Source organism: Mycobacterium angelicum, from assembly GCF_002086155.1.
Lineage (GTDB): Bacteria > Actinomycetota > Actinomycetes > Mycobacteriales > Mycobacteriaceae > Mycobacterium > Mycobacterium angelicum.
Genome location: NZ_MVHE01000033.1, coordinates 1 through 12921, shown reverse-complemented (window position 1 = coordinate 12921; position 12921 = coordinate 1). Strand labels below are relative to the sequence as shown.

The following is a 12921-nucleotide window of genomic DNA, read 5'->3' as shown; positions in this document are numbered from 1 at the left end:
TGCCACGCAGGCTAAATTGCGCGCGCCTCGAGGATGTGGAACGGTGACGCGGTTTGAACCACGCGCGTCAACTGGAACCCCGCGCGGCGGAAGAGTTGGTCGAATTGCGCTGCGGTGCGTTCCTGCGCGTCCAGCGCGACCAGCATTTCCAGGTCCAACCAGTTGCCCAGATACTCACGGTGGTGCTTGGGGACCACGAATTCGATCAGCAGGACGTGACTGCCCGTTGCGGCCGCGCTGCGCACGTTGCGCAGGATGCGAACCGCATCGTCGTCAGGCCAGTCGTGAATCACGCTCTTGAGCACATAGGCATCGCCGCCGGCCGGGACGGATTCGAAGAATGAGCCCTCATCAACCCGGACTCGGTTTTGCACGCCGTGTTCGGCAAACATGGCCGGGGCCCCGGCCACCACCTGGGGCAAATCGAAAAGGATGCCGCGCGCGCCCGGCGTGGCGGCCAGGATCGCAGCCAGTAGCCGGCCGTGCCCGCCACCGACGTCGACGATGGTGGCGTAGGGACTGAAGTCGTAGGCGGCGATGACCGGCGGAATGGAGACCGCGGAGCCGCCCGTCATCGCCGAATTGAAGATTTCCCCGAGCTCAGCTTCGGAGGCCAGGTATTCGAAGGCGGGCTTGCCGCGCAGTTCTTGAATGACGGGCCGGCCGGTGCGAATCGCATCGGTCAAGTGGGTCCAGTGCTCGCGGTGCTGGGGCGACCCTAGCCACCGAGCCCACCCGTCGACGGATATCTCCGCGTCGCGCCGCAGAGTGTCGGCCAGTGGGGTGAGGTCGTAGCGGCCGTCGCGGCGCTGCCGGAAAATGCCACGGCTGATCAGCGCTCTGAGCAGCCGGCGCAGCGCGCCCGCGTCGGCATCTACCGCGGCGGCCAAATCCTCGGCCGACAGCGGCCCATTGGCCAGCGCGTCTGCGATGCCGAGTTGCGCGGCCGCGGTGATCGCCTGCGCCGCCCACATCTCGGCGACCATCTCCATCATCGCGACCGGCGGCGGGACCATGCGGCGGTGCAGGCGGGCGAGGTAATGGCGGGCGATCTCAATCGTTCGCGCGACTTTGGCGGGTGGAACCTTGGCAGCCATAGCGCCGCAGCTTAATCAATCACTGGAAACGCTGACCCGACCACGTAGATCGGCCGCGATCAGCCGGGCCGCCGCGTTCTGCCAATTGTGCAGCGAGCGCTGCGGCACCTCGGTCACCAACCACTGCCAGGCCTGGCGGGCGGTCGGATCCAATCCGGCCGCGGTCGCGTTCTGCGCATACGCCCGCACGCCGACGACATAGGGGAAATAAAGCGAGTTGTAGTAGCGCCACTGCTCGGTGGTGCCGAAGTCGCCGGCGTCGCGCGGCTTGAGCCGTCCGATGCCGTCGGCCAGCACGGCTTTGAGTTCGTTGGCCCGCTCCAGCGGGTGGTCGGCTGCGCCGCGCGCGGCCAGTCGCGCGTCGATGACGGGCAACGACGTCAGCGGGCTGGCCACCAGTTTGGTCAGGTCACCGTAGTGGCCCAGCGCGCGGCGGGTGAGCCTGACGAAGGTGTCGTCGTCGATGTCGCTCAGCGGGTCGTCGGATCGCAGCGGCAACGCCGCACCGGTGTGCCGCAGCGCGGCCCGGTCGGCGCGCAATGTGGGTGACCTGGAGAACGCCAGCCGGTCCAGAATCCCGGCCAGCGGATCGGCCAGCACCTGCACCGTGATCGCGATGGCCAGGCTGGTGAACAGCAGCACGGTCAACGCCGTCTGCGCCGACGCAGCGTTGCGGGTCACCGCCAGGCCGATCAGCGCCTGCCCACCGAACAGCACCGCCACCGCCACCGATCCGGCGAACGAGCGGAACATGTCGGCACGCAGCGCCTGCCCTTCGTCGAACGCATCCCAGAGGGCCACCGCCACCCCCAGGGCCAGCACGTCGAAACCCGTCGACGCCAAGGCCAGCCAGCTGGGCAGCAGTCCCAGCGGAATGATCAGAATGGCATTGGCCAGCGCGAAGAACAGCGTCGCGACAACCACCAACCCCGCCACCGGCACCGGCTGGGTACGCCGCCGCAACGCGGCGACCATCGCGGCCAGCGTTGACGCCGAGATCACCGCGGACATCACCCAGTGACCCGCCCGCAGCGGGCCGGCGACGCTGCCGGCCATCGCCGCGCCGAACAGGGCCAGCGCAGCGACCCAGCAGACCAGCAACACCTCGCCGGTGCGCGCCCGTGCGCTGTCACAGGGCCGGCCCAGCTCGAGCAGCACCGCGAACCAGGCCACGCCGGGAACGACAACCAGGTAGACCTCGATCTGGCTGAGCAGCCCGGCATGCACACTGCTGGTATTGCGCACCGCGTCCAGGGCAACTACCAGCGCAAACCCGCACAACCCCAGAGCGGCCAAGGCCAGCACCGGCTTACGCGGATCGCGCGCCAGCAAGTAGAGCCCGAGCCAGCCGCTCAGCGTGAACACCACCGCCGACAGCGCAGCCATTGTCACTTCCCGTATCGGCGGTGCCGCATGCTGTAGTCACGCAGCGCGCGCAGGAAGTCGACGTGGCGGAATGCCGGCCAATGCGCCTCGGCGAACCACATCTCCGAATAGGCGCTCTGCCATAGCAGGAAACCTGACAGCCGTTGCTCACCGGAGGTGCGAATCACCAGATCGGGATCGGGTTGCCCTGAGGTGTAAAGGTTTTCGGAGATGCCCTCGACGGTCACCTTGTCGACGAGCTCCTCGGCCGTTGCGCCGTTGGCCAGCTCCTTGTTCAGCAGCGCCCGGACCGCATTGACGATCTCCTGGCGGCCGCCGTAGCCCACCGCGACGTTGACGTGGAAGTGCGCGGTGCCCGGCGTGGACTCGACCGCCTCACGCAGCCGGCGGGCCGGTTCCTCGCCCAGCAGTTCGAGATCGCCGACGGTACGCACGCTCCAGCGGTTAGCCGGCGCGCAGATCTCCTCGACGACGTCGGTGATGATTTCGATCAGCGCGGCCAGCTCGTCGGGGTCGCGTTGCAGATTCTCTGTGGAGAGCAGATAAATCGTGGTCATCTCGATGCCGGCTTCTTGGCACCAGCGCAACATCTCGGCGATCTTGGCCGCACCCATCCGGTAGCCGTAGCTGACGTCGTCGTATCCCGCGTCGCGCGCCCACCGCCGATTCCCGTCGCACAGCACGGCAATGTGGCGGGGCAGTTCGGATTTCGAAGCGACCAGTCCCTGCCGCAGGCGCAGCTCGTAAAGCCGATACAACGGCTCCTTGAGCCGCGGCGGGATGATCTCCACGAATATCAACACTACTGTGACCGGCGCCAAATTCCGGCTTCCGTTTCGGGCAATATCACGTCACGTCTAACGGGAGTCTCACAGCCGGCGCGGTTACTGTGTTTGGGAAAACCACCGGCGATCCCCTAATCGAGGCAATAGGAGAAATGAGCAGCCAGACCAGCACGCTCAACAGCGCAGAACCTGACTCGCACGGGTTTTCGCCGACCGATGCCGCCCATCAGGTCGTCGAGGGCGTCGCCCGCGTTCTGACCAAGCCGCGTTTCCGCGGCTGGATCCACGTCTACTCGGCCGGCACCGCGGTGTTCGCCGGCGCATCGCTGATCGCGGTGTCGTGGGCGGTGGGATCCACCAAGGCCGGGCTGGCGACGTTTGCCTACACCGCGGCAACGATCGTGATGTTCACCGTCAGCGCGACCTACCACCGTGTCGATTGGAAGTCCGCGACCGCCCGGAAGTGGATGAAGCGGGCCGACCACTCGATGATCTTCGTGTTCATCGCCGGCAGCTACACCCCGTTCGCGCTGCTGGCCCTGCCGGGCCATGACGGGCATGTGGTGCTGGCAATCGTGTGGGGCGGCGCGGCGGCCGGCATCCTGCTGAAGATGCTCTGGCCTTCGGCGCCGCGCTGGCTTGGGGTGCCGCTGTACATCCTGCTGGGCTGGGTAGCGGTCTGGTACACCGCGACGATCCTGCACAACGCCGGTGTGGCCGCGATGGTGCTGTTGTTCGTCGGTGGCGCGCTGTACAGCATCGGCGGGATCCTCTACGCCCTGCGCTGGCCGGACCCATGGCCGTCGACCTTCGGCTTCCACGAGTTCTTCCATGCCTGCACCGCGGTCGCGGCGATCTGCCACTACATCGCGATGTGGTTCGTGGTCTTCTAGGGTTTCGTCGCTATCCGGCCCTGCGTCTCCACGCGGTGCAGCAATGGCCGCGTCTGGCAGCGGGCGAAGTACTCGTCAGCCGCTTGGGTGGCTCCCTTGAACTTGCCGTAGTCGTCCAAGATGAGCACACCGCCGCGGACCAGCCTCGGATACAGCGTCTCCAGCTCGCACCGGGTGGACTCGTAGAAGTCGGTGTCCAACCGCAGGACGGCGATGTCGCCCGTCGGCGTGACCGGCAAGGTGTCCTGGACCATTCCACGCACCAGGCGTATGCGCTCGGCCGGGTAGCCGGTGCCGGCCAGGTTGGCCGCCACCCGCTCGATGCCGACGCCTGACGGTCGCTGTTCGGCGCCCGGAGTATCGGCGAGACCGTCGAGCCGGTCCGGGGTGCCGACGAAGCCGTCGCGCTCCGAGGCGCTCTCCCAGGACCAGTCGAAGGTGTCGAAGCCGAAGATGTCGCGGTCGCAGTCGCCGCGTGCGCGCAACGTCGCCGCGGCCAGCATCATGCTGCCGCCGCTGGCTACTCCGCATTCCACGATGGCACCGCGGATGTGATTGGCGACGACGTAGACGACGGCCTGATACAACGCGAATGCCATCGGCTTGGACGTCAGGGTGAACGGCTGGACGTCGACGAAGATCGTCGCGAACTCCGGTGCTGCGGCATCGATGTCGTGCGTGGTGCCAAGCTGACGAACGACGTCGTACGCCGAAACCGCCGCATCCGGCTTGGCCGCGCGCTCGGTGGGGATCAGCAGCTTCATCGCGACCAGCCGGTCGACCGCTTCCCGGGCAGCGGGCACCCCCATTTCCGACAGTCGCTGGTATGCGTCGGTGCGTAATCGCGGCGTGCTGAACAGGCTCAGCAGCAACACCACGCCGGGGGTGGCGACGAATTCCGCAAACGGATCATCGATCGAGCCCACCCGCACCCGGCCGTCGTGCCAGGCGCAGAACAACCCGGGAGCGACGACCAGGGCGCAGTCTTGCTCAGCAGCGCTCACGAGGCGCCCAGCAGCGCCGCGGCCTCGGCGGACAGCGGTGCCAGATAAGCCACGGCATGCTCGGTGAGCTCCGCCGGCGACCTGCCGTCGAGGTCCTGCGGGGAGACCAGTGCGGGCAGCTCTGCGGCCGACGCGCCAGCCCAGCGCAAGGCGGTCAGCAGCTGCACGGCGCGGTCGCGCACGAACACCCCGCCGAGTACCGATCGGCGGACGAACTCGGGGCGGCAGTCGTTCAGCAGCGGGATCAGCGCGTCGTCGTGCGGAATCCGGCCGAGCACTCGGTCGAGGACGTCGGGCTCGGTGATCGCGGCATCCAGGTACGCGCGGTAGGCCAGCGCCGGGGTCGCGCGCTGCAGCACGTCGGCCAGGACTCGTTGATAGCGCCGCGGGCTGGACTTGCGCAGCAGCGTGATCGCCTCGGACTGGCGGCGCAGCAACGAGGACGATTGGCAGGCCGTCACCACATGCGACAGGCCGGGCAGCCAATATTCGCGCGGGGTACGGCGTGGCCCGGGATGCGACTCGCACCGCACCACCAGCGTCACACTCGGCTTCTGCAGCCAGTAGATCTCGTGGATCAGTTCGGGCGTGATGGGACGCACTTGGCCGGTCCGCATGATTTCGAGTCCGGTTCGGGTGAGCGTCCCACCCGCGAGGTTCTCGTCGAAGACCTTGGCTTCGGCGAACTCGAACTGGGTGTGCACCCGGTCGCCGTGCAGGGCCGCGAAGGCGCCGCAGGTCACGTGGTCGTGCGCCGCACTGGCGTTCTCCGTCCAGTACAGCAGGTCGATCCGGAAATCCGGGGTGCGCGCGACGGTGATCGCCGGCTGCCCGAAGTCGAAGTCCCAGGACTGCTCGGGGAGTGCGCCGGAGGTGACGGCCCATTCCAGACACGACGACGGGTCGATGTTGGGAAGGTCGGCCGCACGCAGCCCGGCTACCGCGGCATTGACGAGGTGCTCGGGGTCGGCGCGATCCCACAGCCCGGTGATGGTGTCCGCGATGCCGGCAAACACGGGCGCAAAATCAGTCATGACGAACCGGCGGATCGAAGGGGTCATGCTCGCCGTGCCGCCCGATCTGCGGCACGGCGCGCACGATTTGAGATATCAGTAGGGAATGGCCTGGGTAAGAACCGACTCGCGCGAGATTTCCTCGATCTGAATCTCGAATGCCTCGCGGGCTTCGTTGATTTCCTCCACCACTTTCACCTCCTCGGTGAGGTCATGGCCATCAATGAATGGCTTTGGCGAAGACTGTAGCCAATAGATACTATTGTGTATAGATACGAAGAACTGTGACTATTCTGTGGTGCCGGTCAGTCTAAAAGCGCCAAGCGCAAAATGAGCCGCATATTTGGAGATCGGAATTCAAAGTGTCAGCGCGGCCGCGAGTTCGGCCGCGCTGGTCACCGGCAGGTCGCAGAGCCGGCCACGGCACACGTACGCGGCGTCGGCACCGGCCACCCGGTCCCGTCCGGCCAGTAGCGGCGACGAATCCACTTGGCCCCCAACGACAATCGCCCCACCTGGTGCCAGCCGGCGTGCTTCGGCCAGCAGCGTGGACCCTGAGCCGGCACAGGCGACCGCGATCTGCAGCGGTCCGCGCACCGCGGCTTCGGCCACGGCCAGCCAGTGCCCCGCCGAGCGCGGCGCGCGCGCCAGCAACACCGCATGAGTGCGCAGCGTGTACGCGGCCAGCCGCAGATACCGCTCGGCCCGGCCGGCGTCGGCCAGGTGTGCGGCGGTCAGCAGCGCCTCGGCCAGCAGCGAGGCCCCTGACGGCGTCGCGCCGTCCAGCGGATCGGCGGGCCGCAGCATCAACTGCTCGGCGTCGTCGGCGGTGTCGAACCAGCGGCCGGGGCGCTGCGGGTCACCGAAGTGCTTGACCGCGGTGTCCAACAGCTCGGTGGCCGCGGTCAGCCAGGCCCGATCCGCGGTCAGTTGATAGAGCGCCAGCAGCCCGGTCGCGAATGCCGCATGGTCCTCCAGGATGGCCGCGCTCTGGCCGACGACCCCGCCGAGGCTGGCGCGGCGCAGCCGGCCGTCGACGATGTGGCGGTCCAACAGCTCGGTGGCGCAGCGCTGTGCGGCGTGCGCCAACTCGTTTTCGCCCAACGCCACACTGGCCTCGGCCAGCGCGGTGATCGCCAACCCGTTCCAGGAGGTGACGACCTTGTCGTCGCGCCCGGGCTGGATCCGGGTGCGTCGGGCCGCCAGCAACGCATTGCGCACCCGTTGCAGACGCGGCGTGTCGCCGGGATCGGCCGGCAATTGCAGCACCGACGTCCCGTGTTCGAAGGTGCCGGTCTCGGTAACCCCGAAAACCGTTGCCACCCAACGTCCATCGTCGGCTCCGAGCACCTCGGTCAATTGCGCCGGCGTCCACACGTAGGTCGACCCTTCGCGGCCGTCGGCGTCGGCGTCCAGCGACGAGGTGAACACGTCTCCATCGGCCAACTCGTCGAGCAGGAACCGCGCGGTCTCGCCGGTGACGCGGCGGGCCAACGGATCTGCGGTGCGCCGGGCCCAGTGCGCGTAGGCGCGCAGCAGCAGCGCGTTGTCGTACAGCATCTTCTCGAAATGCGGTACCACCCAGGCGTTGTCGACGCTGTACCGGGCAAAGCCACCGCCAAGTTGGTCGTAGATGCCGCCGCGGGCCATGGCGTTGCCGGTGCGTGCAACGGCGTCCAGGGCCGTCTGCGATCCGGTGCGTTCGTAGTGGCGCAGCAGCGCCTCCAGCAGCGCCGACGGCGGGAACTTCGGCGCGGACCCGGCCCGGGCGCCGAACCCGCCGTACGTGGTGTCCTCATCGCCCAGCACGGTTGCGACGACGTGGTCGCACAGCTCCGGTGCCACATCCGGACCGCCGTCGGGCAGCCCGGATCCCATCGAGCGCAGCTCCCCGGCGATATGGTCGGAAGCCTCCTCGACCTCACCGCGGCGCTGCTGCCAGGTCTCCGATATCACCGAAAGTAGTTGCAGGAAACCCTCTTTCGGGTAGTAGGTGCCGCAATAGAAGGGCCGGCCGTCGGGAGTCAGGAAGCATGTCATCGGCCAACCGCCCTGCCCGGTCAGCGCGACGGTGGCATTCATGTAGACCGAGTCGATGTCCGGCCGTTCCTCGCGGTCGACTTTGATGCACACGAAGTTGGCGTTCATCGCCGCGGCCACCTCGTCGTCCTCGAACGATTCGTGCGCCATGACATGGCACCAGTGGCAGGCCGCGTAGCCCACGGACAGCAGAATCGGCACATCGCGGGCGACCGCCTGGGCCAGTGCCTGCGGCGTCCACTGCTGCCAGTGCACCGGGTTGTCGGCGTGCTGACGCAGATACGGGCTGGTGGCCAGGGCCAGAGCGTTGGTCCCGGACGAGTCAGTCGGGTTCATGAGCGCGACCCGGTGGCGGCGTGGATCCGTTGCGCTCAGGATCTGGAACCTCCCCGTCGACCGCATCGGTTCCCTCGTCGGCGGCCTGGTCCGGCTCGGGGTGCTGACGGTCGAATGATTCGGGGACCTTTTTGAGTTGCCGGTTCATCGACCGCAGCAAAAACAACGTCGCAATCACCAGCAGCACCACGACGAGCAGCCCGATCGGGCTGGCCTTACCGAAATCCGGACCGGTGTTGTGTGGACCCTCAGCAATCACGCTGAGCAAAAGGTGGTTCATGCGCCCGGCTCGATCCCCGCGAACAGTTCAGCCTCGGGCAGTTTGATCGGCACCCGCGAGCGGGCCAGCTCGAATTCCTCGGTGGGCCACAGTTCCGCCTGCCAGGACAGCGGGGCGGCGAAGAATTCGGCGTTCGGGTCGATCTGGGTGGCGTGGGCGCGCAGGGCGTCGTCGCGGCGCCCGAAGTAGGCCGCGCACTCCACGCGCGTCGTCACCCGCGTGGCATAGGGGTCGTGCTCGGGAAGCCAATGCTCGAGCCATTTCCCGAACGGGCCTTGCTGGCCGCGCTTGATGAACTCGTCCTGCAGCAATTGCATCCGTTCCCGCAGGAAGCCGTGGACGTAGTAGAGCTTGGACACCGTCCACGGTTCGCCTGCGTCGGGAAACAGGCGGTAGTCGCCCGCGCCCTCGTAGGCGCCGACGGACACCTCGTGGCAGCGGATGTGGTCGGGGTGCGGGTAGCCGCCGTGCTCGTCGTAGGTGATCATCACGTGCGGCCGGAACTCGCGGACCGCCCGCACCAGGGCTTCGGTGGACTCCTCCAGCGGCACCAGCGCGAAGCAGCCGTCGGGCAGCGGAGGCGGTGGGTCGCCCTTGGGCAGGCCGGAGTCGATGAAGCCCAGCCAGCTGTGCTCGACACCGAGGATTTCGGCCGCTCTGGCCATCTCGTCGCGCCGGATTTCGTGGATGTGTCCATGCACGTCGGGCAGGTCCATCGCGGGGTTGAGAATTTCGCCGCGCTCGCCGCCGGTCAGGGTCACCACCTGCACGCGATGGCCCTCATCGGCGTAACGGGCCAGGGTCGCCGCGCCCTTGCTGGACTCGTCGTCGGGGTGGGCGTGCACCGCCATCAACCGCAGTTCGCTCACGTGCCCCCTGTCTGTCCGGTGGTCGCCCCCAGTCTGTGCGTGCCCCCTATAATTCCAGTTCCCCCAGACCTCACAACTAACCAGGGCATGACTGCAGGCGTGACACAACCTCCCACAGAGCGTCCGGAAGCCCGCTACGGCAGGGCGCGACTGTCCGGCAAGACGCGGCGCCGGGTCGCCATCGGGCTCACGGTTCTGGTCGTGGTGGCCGGCATTGCGATCGCCGTCGTCGGCTATCACCGGATCGGCACCAGTCCCGTCAGCGGCTCGCTGGCCGGCTACCAGATCATCGACGACGAGACAGCGTCGGTGACGATCACCGTGACGCGCGCCGACCCGTCCCGTCCGGTGCACTGCATCGTGCGGGTTCGGGCCAAGGACGGCAGCGAAACCGGGCGGCGCGAGTTGCTGGTTCCACCGTCGGGACAGGCGACGGTGCAAGTGACGACGACAGTGAAGTCCGCTCAACCGCCGGTGATGGCCGACGTATATGGCTGTGGCACAGACGTACCCGCTTATTTGCGTTCATCTTGACCGCTCAAAAACGCGCCAACTGCGAATATGTCGGTCATCCATCGTTTGCGCAGTGGTAACATATGTGAATGCACGGTCCTGACCGGGACCGTGTATTGCTGCATTAATGGCCGTGAGAAGAACGGAGTGGCAGCACCCGGGGGTGGGGACCCGAAACACCCGCGAAGGCGGGCTCAAAAACTTGCGCGAATACGCGAACCGAGACACAAGGAGCACGACGAGATGACGGATACTCAGGTGACCTGGTTGACCCAGGAGTCACATGACCGACTCAAGGCGGAGCTCGACCAGCTGATCGCGAATCGTCCCGTCATCGCCGCGGAGATCAACGACCGGCGCGAGGAGGGCGACCTCCGCGAAAACGGCGGATACCACGCCGCGCGCGAGGAGCAGGGTCAGCAGGAGGCCCGCATTCGCCAGCTGCAGGATCTGCTCAACAACGCCAAGGTCGGCGAGGCCCCCAAGCAGTCCGGCGTGGCCCTGCCCGGCTCGGTGGTGAAGGTCTATTACAACGGCGACAAGTCGGACAGCGAAACGTTCCTCATCGCCACCCGCCAGGAGGGCGTCAACGACGGCAAGCTCGAGGTCTACTCGCCGAACTCGCCGCTGGGCGGCGCGCTGATCGACGCCAAGGTCGGCGAGACCCGCAGCTACACCGTGCCCAACGGCAACACCGTGAAGGTAACCCTGGTCAGCGCGGAGCCGTACCACTCCTAATCCCCTGCGCCGACTGTGAATCCCACGACGGCGCAACGGCGTGTCGCGTCGTGCCGTTCACAGTCGGCGGTCTTAGCCCAGCGCCTGCTCGAGATCGGCGAGCAGATCGGCGACGTCTTCGATCCCCACCGAGAGCCGCACCAGGTCGTCGGGCACCTCTAGTTGTGAACCGGCGGTCGACGCATGCGTCATGGCGCTGGGATGCTCGATCAGCGACTCGACCCCGCCCAGCGACTCGGCCAGGATGAAAACCTCGGTATTCGCGCACAGCTTTTCGGCGGCCTGTCGCCCGCCGCGCATCCGCACCGACACCATGCCGCCGAAGCCGCGCATCTGCCGCGCGGCCACCTCATGGCCGGGATGAGACGGCAGACCGGGATACAGCACCCTGCTCACCGCCGCATGTTCGGCCAGGAATTCGGCTACCGCGGCAGCGTTTTCGCTGTGCCGCTGCATCCGCACCACCAATGTCTTCAAGCCCCGCATGGTCAGGTACGCATCGAAGGGGCCCGGCACCGCGCCGGCACCGTTCTGCAGGAACGCGAACGCCTGATCCAGCTCTTCGTCGTTGGTGACCAACGCACCGCCCACCACGTCGGAGTGGCCGCCGATGTACTTGGTGGTCGAGTGCAGCACGATATCGGCGCCCAGCGTCAACGGCTGTTGCAATGCCGGTGAGGCAAAGGTGTTGTCCACCAATACCTTTGCCGACGTTTCGGCACCCAGCTGCGCAATGGCGCCGATATCGGCGATCGACAGCAGCGGGTTGGTCGGCGTCTCTACCCAGATCAGCCGGGTGCGCGGGGTGATCGCGGCGCGCACCGCGTCCACATCGGCCAGCCTTACCGGCGTGTACTCGACACCCCACTGGGTGAACACCTTGTCGATCAAGCGGAAGGTGCCACCGTAGGCGTCGTCGGGAATGACCACGTGATCCCCGGGGCGAAGGGTCGCCCGCAGCGCGCAGTCGGTGGCGGCCATTCCGGAACTGAACGCGCGCCCGAAGGTTCCCTCTTCCACCGCTGCCAGCGTGGCTTCCAACGCGGCCCGGGTGGGGTTGCCGGTGCGCGCGTATTCGAAGCCGCCACGCAGACCGCCGACACCGTCCTGGGCGAAGGTGCTGCTGGCGTAGATCGGGGCGTTGACGGCACCCGTGGCCGGGTCCGGGCGGTAGCCCGCGTGAATGGCTCTGGTGGCCAGGCCGGAAATTGCGTGGTGTCCCTTGCGGTCTGACGCGCTCATCGACGACCAGCCTAATGGCGAGTGCACCCTGGCCGCCGATCGGCGGCCAGGGTGCATCCCGGTGTTTGCGTTAGCGCCGTCGCGTCAGATCGGCAAGCAGACCGTCGTCATGATCTTGTCGGCCAGCGTCTGGCGCTTGGCATCCCACAGCGGCCACAGGAACCCGACGTAGCAGATGATCGCGTCGACGAAGTGGGCCAGCTGCCGGACAACGGACATCCCGAAGCCCAGTGGCTGTCCGGTGGCCTCGCTGACCACTTTGAACTTCAGGATCGACTTGCCGATGCTCGATCCCGTGGTGCCCTGCCGATAGCCGTAGTTCCAGATCCAGTAGGCCAGGATCGCCAGCGACGCCAGCCCTTGCGCCAGCACACCGATGATCGAGTCCTGCGAATAGCAGTACTGGGCTACGTCGTACTGGTTGACGCTGGTTACGCACTGCTGCTGCTGGGTGACCATTGCGATCACCCACGCGATGCCGTAGACGACGACCACCGGCGCGTAGTCGATGGCGAACGCGAATACCCGGGTGAGCCACGGGGTATATGAGTCCGCCGGCAGTTCGCGGATCGCCGGCCCGGGCGGAGGCGGTGCGTACCCGCCGGCCGACGGAGGCGGCGGCGGGTAACCACCGCCGGGCGGCGGAGGCGGCGGCGGGGGTGCGTACGAGCCACCGCTGGGCGCCGAAGCAGGAGGCGGTGGTGGCGGCGGTGGCTCGTACGCAC

At 67.3% G+C, this 12921-nt stretch carries 13 protein-coding genes; 3 read left to right on the top strand and 10 right to left on the bottom strand.

Features of this window, described 5'->3' with window-relative positions; genetic code table 11:
* Positions 1-11 precede the first annotated feature (11 nt).
* From BST12_RS18115 to BST12_RS18105, 3 genes are read right to left on the bottom strand one after another with little or no spacing between them, the layout of a single operon-like run.
* Positions 12-1097: a methyltransferase gene (locus tag BST12_RS18115; RefSeq protein WP_083114514.1), complete on the bottom strand. Its 1086-nt coding sequence runs from the start codon at positions 1095-1097 to the stop codon at positions 12-14.
* Between the two features lie 15 nt (positions 1098-1112).
* Entirely contained in the window at positions 1113-2483 is a 1371-nt protein-coding gene (locus tag BST12_RS18110) for a hypothetical protein (protein WP_083114513.1), read from the bottom strand.
* 2 nt (positions 2484-2485) lie between these two features.
* A complete protein-coding gene (locus tag BST12_RS18105) occupies positions 2486-3274 on the bottom strand; it encodes a (2Z,6E)-farnesyl diphosphate synthase (protein WP_083114558.1) in 789 nt (262 codons plus the stop codon).
* Positions 3275-3420: 146 nt separating this feature from the next.
* On the opposite strand from BST12_RS18105, the gene trhA reads away from it, so the two are divergent.
* Positions 3421-4161, top strand: a complete 741-nt coding sequence (trhA, locus tag BST12_RS18100) for a PAQR family membrane homeostasis protein TrhA (protein WP_083114512.1) — start codon at positions 3421-3423, stop codon at positions 4159-4161.
* On the opposite strand, the gene BST12_RS32050 is transcribed toward trhA, so the two are convergent.
* The 5 genes from BST12_RS32050 to mca all read right to left on the bottom strand — a co-directional run bounded on the left by BST12_RS32050 (position 4158) and on the right by mca (position 9703).
* A complete protein-coding gene (locus tag BST12_RS32050) occupies positions 4158-5165 on the bottom strand; it encodes a TylF/MycF/NovP-related O-methyltransferase (protein ID WP_170062148.1) in 1008 nt (335 codons plus the stop codon). The two genes, trhA and BST12_RS32050, sit on opposite strands and share 4 nt — an antisense overlap.
* Entirely contained in the window at positions 5162-6199 is a 1038-nt protein-coding gene (locus tag BST12_RS32045) for a hypothetical protein (protein ID WP_170062147.1), read from the bottom strand. The genes BST12_RS32050 and BST12_RS32045 overlap by 4 nt, the downstream gene beginning before the upstream one ends.
* A 336-nt stretch (positions 6200-6535) precedes the next feature.
* Positions 6536-8554, bottom strand: coding sequence for a thioredoxin domain-containing protein (locus tag BST12_RS18090; RefSeq protein ID WP_083114511.1), 2019 nt, complete (start codon positions 8552-8554; stop codon positions 6536-6538).
* Positions 8541-8834: a hypothetical protein gene (locus BST12_RS18085; protein WP_083114510.1), complete on the bottom strand. Its 294-nt coding sequence runs from the start codon at positions 8832-8834 to the stop codon at positions 8541-8543. The genes BST12_RS18090 and BST12_RS18085 overlap by 14 nt, the downstream gene beginning before the upstream one ends.
* The gene (mca, locus tag BST12_RS18080) at positions 8831-9703 is read right to left on the bottom strand and encodes a mycothiol conjugate amidase Mca (RefSeq protein ID WP_083114509.1); all 873 of its coding nucleotides are present in this window, start codon (positions 9701-9703) and stop codon (positions 8831-8833) included. The genes BST12_RS18085 and mca overlap by 4 nt, the downstream gene beginning before the upstream one ends.
* A 99-nt stretch (positions 9704-9802) precedes the next feature.
* On the opposite strand from mca, the gene BST12_RS18075 reads away from it, so the two are divergent.
* Both BST12_RS18075 and greA read left to right on the top strand, forming a co-directional pair.
* Positions 9803-10237, top strand: a complete 435-nt coding sequence (locus BST12_RS18075) for a DUF4307 domain-containing protein (RefSeq protein WP_425437401.1) — start codon at positions 9803-9805, stop codon at positions 10235-10237.
* A 222-nt stretch (positions 10238-10459) separates the two neighbouring features.
* Positions 10460-10954, top strand: a complete 495-nt coding sequence (greA, locus tag BST12_RS18070; RefSeq protein WP_083114507.1) for a transcription elongation factor GreA — start codon at positions 10460-10462, stop codon at positions 10952-10954.
* A gap of 72 nt (positions 10955-11026) precedes the next feature.
* On the opposite strand, the gene BST12_RS18065 is transcribed toward greA, so the two are convergent.
* Both BST12_RS18065 and BST12_RS18060 read right to left on the bottom strand, forming a co-directional pair.
* Positions 11027-12196 (bottom strand): cystathionine gamma-synthase, encoded by a 1170-nt coding sequence (locus tag BST12_RS18065; protein ID WP_083114506.1) that lies wholly within the window; start codon positions 12194-12196, stop codon positions 11027-11029.
* Positions 12197-12280: 84 nt separating this feature from the next.
* The coding region (locus tag BST12_RS18060) for an RDD family protein (protein WP_139801754.1) at positions 12281-12921 on the bottom strand (641 nt) is incomplete at its 5' end.